Source organism: Demequina subtropica, from assembly GCF_000971235.1.
In the GTDB taxonomy this organism is placed as follows: domain Bacteria; phylum Actinomycetota; class Actinomycetes; order Actinomycetales; family Demequinaceae; genus Demequina; species Demequina subtropica.
This window is the reverse complement of record NZ_BBMB01000009.1, coordinates 1-14,279: the sequence shown is the minus strand read 5'-3', so window position 1 is coordinate 14,279 and position 14,279 is coordinate 1. Positions and strand designations below refer to the sequence as shown.

Below are 14,279 nucleotides of genomic sequence, written 5' to 3'. Positions count from 1 at the left end.
CGTCCCGGTCGGGGCCCTCGTCGGGAGCCGCCTGCGGCGGCCTTCAGACCGTCAGCGGCCGCCCATCGCGTAGTACGCGTTGTTCCAGCGGATCTGCTGCTCGAAGCCCTCGTAGGTGGTGTCCTCGTCGATGACGAGGAGCTCGATGCCCACCATCTTCGCGAAGTCCTTGATGACGTCGATGCCGATCTGGTTCGACATGGCCGTGTGGTGCGCGCCACCGGTCTGCAGCCACGACGCGACGGCCGTGGTGAAGTCGGGACGGGGCTTCCACACCGCGTGGCCCACGGGGAGCTTCGGCATGGGCTCGGGCAGGTCGACGTTGTCGACCACGTTCGCCACGAGGCGGAAGCGGTCGCGCATGTCGGACAGCGCGACGACGACGGCCTCGCCGGCGTCCGCGGTGAAGACCAGGCGGACCGGGTCCTCCTTGCCGCCGATGCCGAGCGGGTGGATCTCCAGGCTCGCCTTCTTGGACGAGAGCGCGGGGTTCACCTCGAGCATGTGGGCGCCGAGCGAGAGCTCCTGGCCGGGCACCAGGTGGTAGGTGTAGTCCTCCATGAGCGAGGAGCCGCCGGGCAGGCCCGCGCCCATGACGGCGCACAGGTGGACCAGGATGGCGGTCTTCCAGTCGCCCTCGGCGCCGAAGCCGTAGCCGTCGGCCATGAGGCGCTGCACCGCGAGGCCCGGGAGCTGCTTGAGCTCGCCGAGGTCCTCGAAGGTGTCGGTGAACGCGCCGAAGCCGCCCTCGACCAGGAACGAGCGCAGCGCGACCTCGATCGCGGCCGCATCGCGAAGCGACTCGTGACGCTCGCCTCCCTTGAGCAGCTCGGGCACCACGTCGTACTCGGCGAGGTAGGTGTCGACCATCGCGTCGACGTCGGCGTCGGCCACGGCCTTGACACGGTCCGCGAGCTCGTTGACGCCCCACGTGTTGATCTGGGCGCCGAGCTTGATCTCGGCCTCGGTCTTGTCACCCTCGGTGACGGCGACGAAGCGCATGTTGTCGCCGAAGCGCGCGACCTTGAGGTTCTTCGCGGCGAGGGCGCCGGCGGCGGCACGCGACCACACGCCGATGCGCTCGGAGACGGCCGGCGTCGACGGGTGGCCGACCACGGTGGTGCGGGCGACGTTCATGCGCGACTCGATGTACGCGTACTCGCGGTCGCCGTGCGCGGCCTGGTTGAGGTTCATGAAGTCGAAGTCGATGGTCGACCACGGCAGCTCGAGGTTCGCCTGCGTGGCGAGGTGGAGCAGCGGCTTCTGCAGCGCGTTGAGACCCGCGATCCACATCTTCGCCGGGGAGAAGGTGTGCATCCAGGTGATGACGCCGATGACCTTGGGGTCCGCGTTCGCGGCCATGATGGTCTCGAGGATCTCGTCACGGTTCTTGACGACCGGCTTCCACACGACCGTCGCGGGGATGTTCCCCGAGGCCTTCAGGGTCTCGACGACCTCGGTGGACTGGTCGGCGACCTGCTTGAGGACCTCGTCGCCGTAGAGGGTCTGGGATCCGGTGAGGAACCAGACCTCGTAGTCGGCGAGGTTCGGGACGATGGAGCTCACTGCATGCCTCCCTGCGGCTTCTGTCCGTAGACGTTCTGGTAGCGGTCGAAGAGCGCGTCGATCTTCCCCTCGGGGATGTCGACGAGCGCACCGCCCTGGCGGGCGATGTGGGTGGTCTTGGCGACGTCCTCGCACATGACGGCGGCCTTGACGGCGTCGCGCGCGTCCTTGCCGATGGTGAAGACGCCGTGGTTGGCCATGAGGACGGCGCGCGAGCGGTGGCCCTCGAGCGTCGCGACGATGCCACGGCCGATCGAGTCGTCGCCGATGATCGCGAACGGGCCGACGGGGATCTCGCCGCCGAACTCGTCCGCCATGCCGGTGATGTGGCACGGGATGGGCTCGTTGCGGGCCGCCCACGCCGTCGCGTAGGTCGAGTGGGTGTGGACCACGCCGCCGACGCTCGGCATCGCGCGGTACACGTAGGCGTGCGCCGCGGTGTCCGACGAGGGGCTGCGGTCCGAGCCGAGCGAGCCGGGGACCACGTTGCCGTCGAGGTCGCACAGGATCATGTTCTCGGGCGCCAGGTCGTCGTAGTCGACGCCGGAGGGCTTGATGACGAAGTGCTGCGTGCCGGGCACGCGCTCCGAGACGTTGCCGCCGGTCCACACGACCAGGTTGTAGCGCGTGAGCTCGCCATGGAGCTTCGCCACCTTCTCGCGGCTGCGGAGGATCGACTCCTCCTGCTCGGGGGTGAACGTGGTCATGCGGAAGTCTCCTTGCCTCGGTACCGCCTGGATGGGTCGACCTCTCCGCGCAGCGCACGGGAGCCTTCATCCGATGTCGACCGCGGGTCGAGCATGGGGCCCCTTTGCCTGGTGGAGAGCGTCGCTGGTTTTAACGTTAACATACAGTTCCTCGCGCCCCGTTCAGGGGGTCGCAGGTCCCGCCCCGACCGCATGTCGCGCGGCCATCGTCCACGCTAGCCGAGGTGCCCCGCGGCCTCACGCCGAACGATGCGCGGCGGCCCAGGCCCGCCGGGCCGCCCGGCGCGTCAGGCCCGCAGCGGGGCGGTCGAGTCGCGGACCACCAGCCAGGGCTCGATCGGCTCGACCGGTCCGGGCTCCTTGCCGTTGATCGCGGCGAACACGAGCGACACCGCACGCAGGCCGACCGCGGCGAAGTCCTGATGCACGGTGGTGAGGCCGGGATGCGCGTACGCGGACTCCGGGACGTCGTCGAAGCCCACGACCGAGATGTCGCGGGGCACGCTCAGGCCACGCTCCTCGAGCGCGTGGATCGCGCCGATCGCCATCGGGTCGTTCGCGACGAACAGCGCCGTGACGCCCTCCTCGACCTCGAGCCCCGCGCGGTAGCCGGCATCGGCGCTCCAGTCCCCCTCGAGGACCGGCAGGCGCTCGAGCCCGTGCTCGTCGAGGAACTCGAGGAAGGTGTCGCGGCGCAGCTGCGCCTCCGTGAGGCCCGCGATGCCGGTGATGTGCTGGAAGCGGCGGTGGCCCAGCGAGTACAGGTGGTCCAGGGCGAGCCGCGTGCCGGCGACCTGGTCGACGGCCACCGAGCGCTCGGCATGCGAGTTGCCGGTGAGCACGAACAGCACGGGGACGTCGGTGATCGCGTCGACGGCCGCGAGCACGTCGGGGTGCTGCGCCATCACCACCAGCGCATCGACGGCGCGCCCGAGCAGGAAGTCCAGCGCCTCCCCCATCGACTCCGAGTCCCACGACGCGGTGGTGATGAGCGGCTTGAAGCCCACCTGCTTGGCGGCGTGCTCGATCGCGTAGAGCGTGCTCGTGGGGCCGAAGTGCGGCACCTCGGGCATGATCACGCCGATCACCTCGGAGCGTCCGGTCGCGAGCGCGCGCGCCGCCATGTTGCGGCGGTAGCCGAGCTCGCGGATCGCGGCCTGGACCCGCTCGCGAGTCTCGGGGCGGATGCCGGGGAAGTCGTTGAGGACGCGCGAGACAGTCTGGTGGGAGACACCGGCCCGCGCAGCGACATCGTGCATGCTCGGCCCGCGGCCCTGCTTGGCCAGCGGCGCGGGGCGCTCGGGTCTCATGGGCGCCAGGGTAGCCGACGGCGCCAGCCCCGCCCGGGAGCGAGGTCCTGGGGACGAGACGCGGCGGGCGCACCGTGCAAGGCGCACGGCACCGGGGGCGCTGCGGGACGCAGGTCCCGTCGCGCCATCGCGATGTTGACGATAACATGTTGACGGTAACAATCACCCGGACCTCCCCACGAACGGAGCCTTCGTGAGCCTCAGCGCCACCGCCTCCCAGGTCGGCGACCGCCCCATCCACGTGCGCGACGACGCGGTGCGCGTCCTGCGCGACCGCCTCGCCGACGGCCGCGAGCTGCTGTACTTCGACGACGCCGACACCGGCCTCGCGCCCGAGCGACGCCGTGACGCGCGCGAGCTCGCCGCGAGGCCCGCGACGGCCGAGCTGCGCCAGGACCCGCTCACCGGCGAGTGGATCACGGTGGCCGCCGCGCGTCAGGGCCGCGTCATGCTGCCGCCCGCCCACCTGGACCCGCTCGCGCCGCAGTCGCCCGGGAACCCGTCCGAGATCCCCGACCGCTACGACGTCGCGGTCTTCGAGAACAAGTCGCCCTCGTTCGGCCCCGCGGCGGAGCTCGACGGGAGCCTCGACGGCGTCGGCCTCGAGCGCATCGGCACGTCGGCGGGCCGCTGCGAGGTGGTGTGCTTCAGCCCGGAGCACGACGGCTCGCTCGCGACGCAGTCGCGCTCGCGCATGCGCACCGTGATCGAGGCGTGGGCCCACCGCACCGCCGAGCTCTCGAGCGTGCCCGCCGTGCGCCAGGTCTTCCCGTTCGAGAACCGCGGCGAGGCCATCGGCGTCACGCTCCACCACCCGCACGGCCAGATCTACGCGTACCCGTACGTGACCCCGCGCACGCAGCGCCTGCTCGCCTCCATCGAGGCGTACGGCCCCACGCTCATGGAGGACGTCCTCGACCGCGAGCGCGGGGGGCCGCGCCTCCTGATCGCGGGCGAGCACTGGAGCGCTTACGTGCCGTTCGCCGCCCGCTGGCCGCTCGAGATCCAGGTGATGCCGCATCGTCCGGTCGCGAACCTGGCCGAGACCTCGCTGGCCGAGCGCGCCGAGCTGTCGGGCCTCTACCTGCGCCTGCTGCGCGGCGTCGACGCCCGGTACAGCACCCCGACCCCGTACATCGCCGCGTGGCACCAGGCGCCGGTGGAACGACCCGACGGCGTCCGGCTCATGCTGCAGATCACGAGCCCCCGCCGCGCCGAGGACAAGATGAAGTTCCTCGCAGGCTCCGAGGCCGCCATGGGAGCATGGGTGGCGGACATCCCTCAGGAGGAGCACGCTCGCGCCCTGCGCGACGCGATCGCCCGTGCCGACGACGACAACCCCGTGGAGGAACTGTGATCGACATCCCCTCGCCCGAGTCCACCGCTCAGGCCTTCGAGGACCGCTACGGGCGCCGTCCCGACGGCGTGTGGTCCGCTCCGGGCCGCGTCAACCTCATCGGCGAGCACACCGACTACAACGACGGCCTGGTGTTCCCGTTCGCGATCGAGCGGCGCACGTGGGCCGCGGTCGGCCACCGCGACGACCGCCTGCTGACCGTGCACTCGGGCGCGATGCCCGAGCCCGCGCAGGCCTCGCTCGACGCGCTCTCCCCCGACGACTTCGACGGCTGGAGCGCCTACGTGTTCGGCGTCGTGTGGGCGATGCGCGAGCGCGGCGTGTCCCTCGAGGGCCGCACCGGCTTCGACATCATGCTCGCGTCCGACGTCCCGCTGGGCGCGGGGCTGTCCTCGAGCGCGGCGATCGAGTGCGCGGTCGCGATCGCGCTCAACGACGAGTGGGACCTGGGCCTCACCCGCCGCGAGCTCATCTACATCTGCCAGCTCGCGGAGAACGGCGCCGTGGGCGCCCCCACCGGCAACATGGACCAGACCGCGTCGCTCATGGGCGAGCCCGGCCACGGCGTCCTCATCGACGTCCGCGCGGAGACCGCCGACCCGGTCGCGCTGCACTTCGCGGACGAGGACCTCGAGCTGCTGGTCATCGACACCCGCGTCCACCACGAGCACGCCACGGGCGGATACGGCGAGCGCCGCCGCTCGTGCGAGGAGGGCGCCGCCGCGATGGGCGTGCCCTCGCTGCGCGACCTCGAGGAGTCGGACCTGCCGCGCGCAGCGGAGACCCTCGACGACGTCACGTTCCGGCGCGTCAAGCACGTGGTGACCGAGAACGCGCGCGTCGCGCGAACCGCCGAGGTGGTCCAGTCCGACGGCCCGCGCGCCATCGGCGACCTGCTGGTGCAGTCCCACGCCTCCATGCGCGACGACTTCGAGATCTCGTGCGCCGAGCTCGACCTCGCGGTCGAGACCGCGCTCGCCAACGGCGCCGTGGGCGCGCGCATGACCGGCGGCGGCTTCGGCGGCGCGGCGATCGCGCTCGTCGACGCGGGCCGCGCCGAGGAGGTGGGCGAGGCCGTCGGGGCCGCGTTCGCCGAGGCCGGCCTCACCGCCCCCATCGTCTTCGTCGTCAACCCCGCCGCGGGCGCGCACCGCGACCTCTAGAAGGAGTCCCATGTCCTGGCTTGTCACCGGCGGCGCCGGCTACATCGGCTCGCACGTCGTCCGGGCCCTCTCCGCGGCGGGCATCGCGCCCGTGGTGGTCGACGACCTCTCGAGCGGGGTCGAGGCCTTCGTACCCACGGACGTCCCGTTCCTCCACGCGTCGATCCTCGAGACCGAGGCGCTCGAGCGCTTCATGACCGAGCACGGCGTGGTGGGCGTCATCCACTGCGCGGGCTACAAGTACGCGGGCGAGTCCGTGAAGTTCCCGCTGGTCAACTACGAGGCCAACGTGGACGGCACGCGCTCGCTGCTCGAGGCGATGGAGAAGGCCGGCGTCCGCCGCCTCGTGTTCTCCTCCTCGGCAGGCGTCTACGGCAACTCGGGCGTGGCGGTGGTGACCGAGACCACCCCGACCGTGCCCGAGTCTCCGTACGGGCGCTCCAAGCTCATCGGCGAATGGCTCATCGCGGACCAGGTCACCGCGACCTCGATGGCCGGCGCGCCCCTCGCGGCGACCAGCCTGCGGTACTTCAACGTGGTCGGCTCGGGCTACCCCGACATCTACGACGCCTCGCCGCACAACCTGTTCCCCAAGGTGTTCTTCGCGATCGAGAGCGGCAAGGCCCCGCAGATCAACGGCACCGACTACTCGACGCCGGACGGCACGTGCGTGCGCGACTACGTGCACGTGAGCGACCTCGCGGCCGCGCACGTGGTCGCGGCCCAGCGCCTCGACGCCGGTGACACGCTCGAGCCGATCTACAACCTGGGGTCGGGATCGGGCACCTCGGTGCGTCAGATCGTCGACGCGATGGTCGCCGCCACCGGCACCGACAAGACCCCCGTCGAGGGACCCCGGCGCCCCGGCGACCCCGACCTCATCGTCGCCGACGGCACGCTCGCGGCGCGCGACCTCGGGTGGGGCATGCGCCACACGGTCCAGGAGATGGTCGACAGCGCCTGGGCGGCCCACCCCAAGCACTGACCCCCCTCCCTGGACAGTCCCCACGGATCTCGCCGCGACACGCCGTCGAGAAGGGACGATGCGCGGGTTCCGGCCGGCGCGTCGCCCCAGGTTCCGTTGGCACTGTCGGGAGGGGAGGCATCGTTGTGCACGCCCGTGCCTGCGCGGAGAGACTAGGTTTCACGGCAGTCCCCCCGCATCAAGGAGAACCATGAGCATGTTCAGCTGGACGCTGCACGGGGACGGCAAGCACGCCGCACCCGGCAAGGCCGTCGCCCCCGACGAACGACTGACGTACCCCCGCACCTTCGGCATCGGAGCGCAGCACGTGCTCGCGATGATGGGGTCCACGCTGCTGGTGCCCGCCCTCACCGGCATGCCCGCATCGACCACGATGTTCTTCAGCGCCTTCGGCACCGCGCTGTTCCTCACGATCACGCGCAACCGCGTGCCCAGCTACCTCGGCTCGAGCTTCGCGTTCATCGCCCCGCTCGCGGCCGCGGGCGTGACGAACGCGAACGCGCCGCTCGACGCCGCCACCATCTCGAAGGGCCTCGGCGGCATCCTGCTCGCCGGCATCCTGCTCGCGATCGTCGGCCTGGTGGTCGCGCGCTTCGGCGCGGGCTGGATCGACCGGTCGATGCCGCCGGTGGTGACCGGCGCCGTGGTCGCGCTCATCGGTCTCAACCTCGCGGGCGCCGCGAAGAGCCAGTGGTCGGCGAGCCCGTGGACCGCGCTCGTGACGCTGTCCGCGACGCTCATCGCGATGGTCGCGTTCAAGGGCTTCCTCAGCCGCGTCGCGATCCTCTTCGGCGCCGTCATCGGCGGCGTCTTCTCGGCGCTGCGCGGCGAGTGGACCACGCCGCTCGAGGACTTCGACAACCAGACCGCGCTCGACCACATCGGCGCCGCCGACTGGTTCGGGATCCCCGAGTTCCACACCCCCAGCTTCGACGGCAGCGTGCTGGTCGCGTTCGTTCCCGTGGTGATCATCCTCATCGCGGAGAACATCGGCCACCTCAAGTCGGTGTCCGCGATGACCGACCGCGACCTCGACCCCGAGACCGGCCGCGCGCTGCTCGCGGACGGCGCCGCGACCATCGTCGCCGGCCTCGGCGGCGGCTCCGGCACCACCACCTACGCGGAGAACATCGGCGTCATGGCCGCCACCCGCGTCTACTCGACCCTCGCCTACTGGGCCGCGGCCGCGGTCGCGCTGCTGCTCAGCCTGGTGCCCAAGTTCGGCGCGATGGTCGCCGTCATCCCGCTGGGCATCCTCGGCGGGCTCTCGGTGCTCCTGTTCGGCCTCATCGCCGTCCTGGGTGCCCGCATCTGGGTCGAGGCCAAGGTCGACTTCACCAACCCGGTGAACCTGGTCACGGCGGCCGTCGCGCTCATCATCGGCACCGCGGACTTCACCGCGACGGCCGGCGACATGATCTTCAACGGCATCGCGCTCGGCGCGATCGCCGCCTTGGTGATCTACCACGGGCTCGGCTGGATCAGCCGGCGCGCCGGCACCCACGCCGTCGCGAGCCCCGCCTTCATCGAGGGCGACGAGGACTAGCAACGGGACGATGCCCGGGTCGCCTCGGCAGGGGGCGGCCCGGGCATCGTCGTGTCCGGGGGGTTAGTCCCAGCCGAGCTCGTGGAGGCGGTCGTCGTCGATCCCGAAGTGGTGCGCGATCTCGTGGACCACCGTGATCGCCACCTCCTCGCGCACGTCGTCCTTGTCCTCGCACATGCGGAGCGTGGGGTTCATGTAGATGAGGATGCGGTCGGGCAGCTCGCCTCCCCACAGGTCGCCGCGCTCGGTGAGCGCGACGCCGTCGTAGAGGCCCAGGAGGTCCTTGTCGTCCCCTTCGGGCTCGTCCTCGATGAGGATCACGCAGTTGTCGACGAGGTCCAGGAGCTCGTCCGGGACCGCGTCGATCGCATCGTCCACGGCCTTCTCGAACTCCTCGCGGGTCATCTGCACCATGGAGACGATGCTCCCACGCGTCTGGCGCGCCGCACCCGCGTCGCACATCGTGCCTGGCAGACGCTCGATTGGATTTTTCGCTCCATTACCCCTATAGTTTTCTACGCCTCGGCGCAAGGTTTCCAAGCGTGGAAGCGAGCCCTCATCGTCTAGCGGCCTAGGACGCCGCCCTTTCACGGCGGTAGCACGGGTTCGAATCCCGTTGGGGGTACGGAGCCAGGCTCAGGATGTACTAAACTTCATACGTCTTGCTCGCGTCTCTAGCGAGATCAAGGCCCTGTAGCGCAGTTGGTTAGCGCGCCGCCCTGTCACGGCGGAGGTCGCGGGTTCAAGTCCCGTCAGGGTCGCGTTGCGCGAGCCCCTTCTCACGGAGGGGCTTTCGTCTCAGTGGGGGGACGCCCCTGCGCCAAGGCTCTGTAGCTCAGTTGGTAGAGCGCACGACTGAAAATCGTGAGGTCACGGGATCGACGCCCGTCGGAGCCACGAAGCCCCTGCTAAGGCAGGGGCTTTTCGCTTTTTTTCAGTCGGGCACCCCGCGTTTACCCCGCACTTTCATTTCAGTCAGATGAGGCCAGCGAGGCGCTCGGACGTGATCTCCGCGGCCCGGGTCGAGCCCTTGACGGTGTTCATGTAGACGTCCTGAGTGAGGGATGGGTTCTCGTGGCCGAGGTAGTCGGCGATCTCGGTTGCAGACAGGCCTGCCCTGTCGAGGATCGTGGCGCAGGTCTTGCGGAACGAGTGCGTAGACAGGTCGGAGTAGCCGAGCTCGCCCCGTCGCTCCCGGATCGCGCGCTGAACATTCCCTGGGTCGCGCATCCGCATCAGGGGAGTCGGGAAGAGCAGCGATGTGTACTCCCCCAGGCGCTCGTGACGACGTGCCAGGAGGTCCATCGTCGCCTGAGGCAGCTTGGTGGTGCGAGCAGACTTCTCGGTCTTCGCATGCGATTGCCTGACCATGCCCTTGCCAGCGACTCGGACGCTGATGGCATCGATGCATGCCGTGCCGGCCGCGAAGTCGACCGATGAGACATCGAGCGCGCAGACCTCCGCCACTCGCCAGCCAGATGCCAGCATGAACTCCACCAACTCGACGGTGTCGCTTCGCTGCAGTTCAACGTCGGCACGAACCCTATCCATGAACGCGGGCAGCTCGTCGAGCGGAATTGCCTTGCTCCCCTTCTTCGCGCCCTTCGGCCGAGAGATGCGCTCCATCTCCCTGACGGGATTCGCCGCGATGGCGCCGTTGCGCACCGCGAGGCCGAGCATGCCCGAGAGCGACGACTTGCAGTTCTTGGCTGCGCCGTGCCCGGACTCTCGCTCCACCCGGCTTAGGAATCACTGCAGCCGCTCGGGCTTCGCTTCCGCCACGGAGAGATCACCGAGGCTGGTGACGATGTGCGCGTTTACCGCGTAGCCATAGGTCTCAAGCGTGCCTTCCGCGCGGCCCGCCTCGCGCTTCGCCTGCAGGAACATCGCGCCCAACTCGCGCAAGCTCGTCGAGGACTTCAGACCGCCGCCGCGCTCGACGTCAATCGTGAGGAGGGCGCTGCGCAGCGCAGCCTCGGCTTTCGCGCGGCTTGGCGCAAAGCGCTCCACCTGACGAGACTTCCCGTCGGGGAACCTGTAGCGGGCGCGAGACCGCCATTTCCCATCGCCGACCTGAATGGTGCTGATCGTGCCGTACGTGCCGATCTGAGTACGAGGACGCGCCACTCAGGCCTCACCCTCAAGCGCCGCACCAAGCTCCTCAAGAAGGCGCCGGGTCGCCCTGCCACGCTTCTGAGGCGAAGCTCCTTCTCCAGCGCGACGAGCAGATTCGTCATCGAGCGACCTGCCCCACAGCGCCCGGGCCACTTCCTGCACACGCCCGGGTTGCACTCCAAGCTGCCGACCCGCACGGTACTCGGCCTGGCTCACGGCCGGGCTGGAGAGTTGGGCAAGTTCCCCATACGTGATCCTCTCCACGTCCAGGAAAGGAAAGGCCCGCGTTCGCCCCGCCGCCTCAGCCGCCTCAGCCGCCTCAGCCGCACGAGTCTCGCGCCCCGGAGGCAGGACAGGATCCCCTCCGAGCGCTCGCTCAACCCACTCGCGTGGCACCGAGTCGGTTCCGAGCATGGGATGCGCCAAGGCCTCAGCGGCTCCGAAGAGGTCCGTCAGCTTGAGCGGCTCACCCGTCAACGAACCGAGCGCGAGTGCGAGCGTGAGGAGGGTCGGCACTGTCGGCGATGCCTTGCCCGCCTCGATGCTCTGGATGCTCGAGAGGCTCCAAGTCGCCCCAAAACTATGACCCGCTCTTGCAACCGCATCCATCGTCAACCCGTGTGCGTGTCGGTATTCACGCACGAAGCGGCCCACCGCTTCGGAGTAGCTCAGGATCTCCATGCCCACAGGCTACTAGATGTTAGGCGCTTGTGCTACCTTCAGGCACACGCTACAGATTTGTGGTCCTTCAGAAAGGCAGAGATGTGAATCGGCCTGAGTTTCGTTCCGTCCTATCGACAAGGATGGAACCCATGACTCGTTACACCCCGGAAATGCGTGAGCGCGCCCTGAGGATGCTCGCCGAAGCGTTGCCGGATCACCCGAACTTGACCAATGCGACGCGGCACGTGGCCGGGATGCTCGGGATGAGTCCCGAGACGCTTCGCCTGTGGCATCGCCAGATGGAGGCCAACGCGGGCGGCAAGGTCGGAGGCGTCAGCGAGGCCGCGGCGGAGATCAAGCGCCTCAAGCGCGAGAACGCCGAACTGCGCAAGGCCAACGAGATCCTCAAGGCTGCGAGCGTGTTCTTCGCGAAGGAGCTCGACCGCCCCTGACCGAGATGATCCGCTTCATCGACGAGCACAAGGATCGTTTCGGGGTCGAGCCCATCTGCCGGGTCCTGCGCCCAGCAGTCCAGGGATTCCTCACCTCTCGCGGCTACCGTGCCGCGAAGAGCAGGACGCCGTCCGCTCGTGCGCTGCGCGACGACCTGCTCGTTCCCGAGGTCGCTCGCCTGCACGCGGAGAACTACGGCGTCTATGGCCGTCGGAAGATGCACGCACTGATGCGCCGCCAGGGCTGGGACATCGGGCGGGATCAGACCGAGCGGCTCATGCGGCTCGCCGGCGTGCGCGGGGTGAAGAAGTCCAAGCGGGTCTTCACCACGAAGTCCGACCCGAAGGCCGTGATGCCGAAGGACCTGGTGAAGCGCCACTTCCATGCGCCAGGGCCACGACAGTTGTGGGTGGCTGACATCACGTACGTCGCGACGTGGTCTGGCTTCGCTTACGTCGCGTTCGTCACCGACGTCTTCTCACGCAGGATCGTGGGCTGGAACGTCGCGTCGACGCTCAAGGCAGAGATCCTGCCGTTGCAGGCGCTCGACATGGCGGCGTGGGACGCCGGTGGAGACCTCAGCGGGCTGACGCACCACTCGGACCACGGGTCGAACTACATGGCGATGGTCTACACCGACCGCGTCGTCGAGCTCGGCGCGAAGCCGTCGACGGGAACCGTGGGCGACTCATACGACAACGCGCTCGCCGAGGCGATCAACAACCTCTACAAGACCGAGCTGATCCGCCAGCGCGGCCCGTGGCGGACCGTCGAGCAGGTCGAGCTCGCGACCCTCGAGTACGTGTGGTGGTGGAACAACCAGCGACTCCATGGCGAACTCGGCATGCGCACTCCCGAGGAGGTCGAAGCCGAGTACTACGCTGACCTCGCAGCCGCCCAAGTGGCGTCTGTCGGACAAAGAAACTGAGCGGAACGAAACTCAGGCCGATTCAGCTCGACCAGCTCACGCTTCTCAGCGCTGGTCAGGCCTTCACGGTCGCCACGGTCGATCTCGTCCTGAGCCATCCAACGACGCAGACACGACTCGCTGATCCCGAGATTGCGGGCGGTCGCCGCGACAGGTTCACCCTGCGCGACGAGGTCCAATGCTCGACGCAGGAACTCCGGCGACTTCGGTGCGGGCATTCGTGGAACTCCCTTCCAAGACGATCATCGCCTCAGATCAGGTGTCCACGGAAGCGGGTCAGGCTCCCCGGGCCCTTGCGGGTCGGCCGGGCGGCTGCGACGGGGTTTGTGTCGGAGGGCTCACTTCGAGGAGGGCGGCCGCCTGATGATCCGGCAATCCTGTGGCAGCCGCGCTGCGCGACTTCGAATGCGGTCAGGTCCTGCGAGGCGGCTCATGCCATGCCGCGCCGCGGCACAGCTCCTTGTCTCGGCAGGCGATCTTGCCCGCAGGAACCTTAGGCATCTCGCCTCCCTTCAACAGTTCAGCCGAAGGGTATCCACACCAGCGAAAAAGTTTGCCCGACAGTAGCGCGAGAAGAGGTTTCAGCCTGTCAGGTCGAACACAGGGACGACGTCCCAAGTGCGCACGTCAACGGCGTAGTCAGTGCCAGAGTTCTGGTAGTTCTCGAACCGGATCGAGGACAGTTCGGCGGGATCCAGGACGCGGCCGTCGCCAACAGGGATTCCGTCACGGATATCCGCCAGAGCCTCCTCGGTAGACGCGTACGTGTGGTACTCGCCGTACCCGAGCCCCGCGTACGACAAGACCGTGTTGACCTGTCCAGAACGGCGGATCTCGATGCGGAAGAGGTCCTTGTCCTTCCCGGAGGGGAACAGCACGACGCGGTACTTTCCCTCGCCATGCTCGACGGCGGCCATACCAGCCATGTCGCCGAACACGTACATGACCTCACCGGGGACGTCGTCACCCTGGGTGAGCCCCAGGGGGGCCTCCTCGGTGCCCTCGTAGCGCACACCGTCGATATACCGTACGAGGATCTGGGGGTACTCGTACTCGGGATACTTCGTCCCCGGAGCCATCACGATCGACCTCACACCGATCTCCCACAACTCCGGCCACTCCTGCGCCAGCCACTCCTCAGCACCACCCTGCGGCTCCACAGAGAACACGTAACCCTCCTGGTCGGCGGGCCACTCCCCGACAGCAGCGATCGTGACAGCCTCGGACACGGCCACCGTGACCGCAGCGTCGGACGCGGTCGCGGTCTGTGATGTTTCAGGTGCGGCGCCGAGACCGAGCTCGGCGGGCATGCAGGCCGTGAGTGGGAGGACTGCGCCGGCGATGGCGGCAAGCGTTACTGCACGAAGTCGCGTAATCACGGGGCGACTCTCCCACCGGCCTAGCAGGCGGCTTCGCCGACACGCGGGCCGGCGGCCTCTCTCCACATGGATCGTCACGATGGTCCTTTCTGCGCAGGAGCCTCCTT

Annotated in this window: 14 protein-coding genes and 3 tRNA genes; 8 read left to right on the top strand and 9 right to left on the bottom strand. The window is 69.0% G+C overall.

Annotated features, from left to right (window positions below):
• Nucleotides 1-51 precede the first annotated feature (51 nt).
• The 3 genes from araA to AOM06_RS08760 all read right to left on the bottom strand — a co-directional run bounded on the left by araA (nt 52) and on the right by AOM06_RS08760 (nt 3,583).
• Nucleotides 52-1,566: an L-arabinose isomerase gene (gene araA, locus AOM06_RS08770; RefSeq protein ID WP_062304742.1), complete on the bottom strand. Its 1,515-nt coding sequence runs from the start codon at nt 1,564-1,566 to the stop codon at nt 52-54.
• Nucleotides 1,563-2,273, bottom strand: a complete 711-nt coding sequence (locus AOM06_RS08765) for an L-ribulose-5-phosphate 4-epimerase (protein ID WP_062304741.1) — start codon at nt 2,271-2,273, stop codon at nt 1,563-1,565. Before AOM06_RS08765 ends, araA begins: the two co-directional genes overlap by 4 nt.
• A 287-nt stretch (nt 2,274-2,560) precedes the next feature.
• Nucleotides 2,561-3,583 (bottom strand): LacI family DNA-binding transcriptional regulator, encoded by a 1,023-nt coding sequence (locus AOM06_RS08760; RefSeq protein ID WP_062304740.1) that lies wholly within the window; start codon nt 3,581-3,583, stop codon nt 2,561-2,563.
• A 235-nt stretch (nt 3,584-3,818) separates the two neighbouring features.
• On the opposite strand from AOM06_RS08760, the gene galT reads away from it, so the two are divergent.
• From galT to AOM06_RS08740, 4 genes are all read left to right on the top strand, one after another.
• The gene (gene galT / locus AOM06_RS08755; protein ID WP_228372914.1) at nt 3,819-4,940 is read left to right on the top strand and encodes a galactose-1-phosphate uridylyltransferase; all 1,122 of its coding nucleotides are present in this window, start codon (nt 3,819-3,821) and stop codon (nt 4,938-4,940) included.
• Nucleotides 4,937-6,103: a galactokinase gene (galK, locus tag AOM06_RS08750; RefSeq protein ID WP_439644733.1), complete on the top strand. Its 1,167-nt coding sequence runs from the start codon at nt 4,937-4,939 to the stop codon at nt 6,101-6,103. Before galT ends, galK begins: the two co-directional genes overlap by 4 nt.
• Nucleotides 6,104-6,113: 10 nt before the next feature.
• Entirely contained in the window at nt 6,114-7,088 is a 975-nt protein-coding gene (galE, locus tag AOM06_RS08745; protein WP_062304739.1) for a UDP-glucose 4-epimerase GalE, read from the top strand.
• 190 nt (nt 7,089-7,278) lie between these two features.
• Entirely contained in the window at nt 7,279-8,634 is a 1,356-nt protein-coding gene (locus AOM06_RS08740) for a uracil-xanthine permease family protein (RefSeq protein ID WP_082105439.1), read from the top strand.
• A gap of 63 nt (nt 8,635-8,697) precedes the next feature.
• On the opposite strand, the gene AOM06_RS08735 is transcribed toward AOM06_RS08740, so the two are convergent.
• On the bottom strand, nt 8,698-9,048 hold the full coding sequence (locus tag AOM06_RS08735) for a metallopeptidase family protein (RefSeq protein WP_062305002.1): 351 nt from the start codon (nt 9,046-9,048) through the stop codon (nt 8,698-8,700).
• Between the two features lie 138 nt (nt 9,049-9,186).
• Between AOM06_RS08735 and AOM06_RS08730 the strand changes: the two genes are divergently transcribed.
• From AOM06_RS08730 to AOM06_RS08720, 3 genes are all read left to right on the top strand, one after another.
• Nucleotides 9,187-9,259: transfer RNA gene (locus tag AOM06_RS08730), tRNA-Glu, on the top strand.
• A 62-nt stretch (nt 9,260-9,321) separates the two neighbouring features.
• Nucleotides 9,322-9,395 (top strand) — tRNA-Asp (locus AOM06_RS08725).
• Nucleotides 9,396-9,458: 63 nt separating this feature from the next.
• A tRNA-Phe gene (locus tag AOM06_RS08720) sits at nt 9,459-9,531 on the top strand.
• 78 nt (nt 9,532-9,609) lie between these two features.
• Here the strand turns inward: AOM06_RS08720 and AOM06_RS08715 are convergent.
• From AOM06_RS08715 to AOM06_RS08705, 3 genes are all read right to left on the bottom strand, one after another.
• Complete coding sequence (locus AOM06_RS08715) at nt 9,610-10,371, bottom strand: site-specific integrase (RefSeq protein WP_062304737.1); 762 nt, start codon at nt 10,369-10,371, stop codon at nt 9,610-9,612.
• Nucleotides 10,372-10,383: 12 nt separating this feature from the next.
• Nucleotides 10,384-10,644, bottom strand: a complete 261-nt coding sequence (locus AOM06_RS08710; protein ID WP_156163652.1) for a hypothetical protein — start codon at nt 10,642-10,644, stop codon at nt 10,384-10,386.
• A 117-nt stretch (nt 10,645-10,761) separates the two neighbouring features.
• Entirely contained in the window at nt 10,762-11,430 is a 669-nt protein-coding gene (locus AOM06_RS08705; RefSeq protein ID WP_062304733.1) for a helix-turn-helix domain-containing protein, read from the bottom strand.
• A 122-nt stretch (nt 11,431-11,552) separates the two neighbouring features.
• Here AOM06_RS08705 and AOM06_RS08695 point away from each other — a divergent pair.
• Nucleotides 11,553-12,793 (top strand): IS3 family transposase gene (locus tag AOM06_RS08695; protein ID WP_439644735.1). Its coding sequence is split into 2 segments (ribosomal slippage): nt 11,553-11,838 and nt 11,838-12,793, totalling 1,242 coding nucleotides; the frame shifts between segments, so codons are not numbered across the junction.
• Here the strand turns inward: AOM06_RS08695 and AOM06_RS15200 are convergent.
• On the bottom strand, nt 12,742-13,011 hold the full coding sequence (locus AOM06_RS15200) for a transposase (protein ID WP_082105438.1): 270 nt from the start codon (nt 13,009-13,011) through the stop codon (nt 12,742-12,744). The genes AOM06_RS08695 and AOM06_RS15200 overlap by 52 nt on opposite strands.
• A 363-nt stretch (nt 13,012-13,374) precedes the next feature.
• Nucleotides 13,375-14,172 (bottom strand): hypothetical protein, encoded by a 798-nt coding sequence (locus tag AOM06_RS08690; protein WP_156163651.1) that lies wholly within the window; start codon nt 14,170-14,172, stop codon nt 13,375-13,377.
• Nucleotides 14,173-14,279 lie beyond the last annotated feature (107 nt).

Bases quoted from the DNA above. Each gene is read 5' to 3' on its own strand.
- AOM06_RS08765 (WP_062304741.1), bottom strand. From the start codon at position 2,273: ATGACCACGTTCACCCCCGAGCAGGAGGAGTCGATCCTCCGCAGCCGC.
- AOM06_RS08760 (WP_062304740.1), bottom strand. From the start codon at position 3,583: ATGAGACCCGAGCGCCCCGCGCCGCTGGCCAAGCAGGGCCGCGGGCCG.
- galE (WP_062304739.1), top strand. From the start codon at position 6,114: ATGTCCTGGCTTGTCACCGGCGGCGCCGGCTACATCGGCTCGCACGTC.
- AOM06_RS08740 (WP_082105439.1), top strand. From the start codon at position 7,279: ATGAGCATGTTCAGCTGGACGCTGCACGGGGACGGCAAGCACGCCGCA.
- AOM06_RS08735 (WP_062305002.1), bottom strand. From the start codon at position 9,048: ATGGTGCAGATGACCCGCGAGGAGTTCGAGAAGGCCGTGGACGATGCG.
- AOM06_RS08705 (WP_062304733.1), bottom strand. From the start codon at position 11,430: ATGGAGATCCTGAGCTACTCCGAAGCGGTGGGCCGCTTCGTGCGTGAA.
- AOM06_RS15200 (WP_082105438.1), bottom strand. From the start codon at position 13,011: ATGCCCGCACCGAAGTCGCCGGAGTTCCTGCGTCGAGCATTGGACCTC.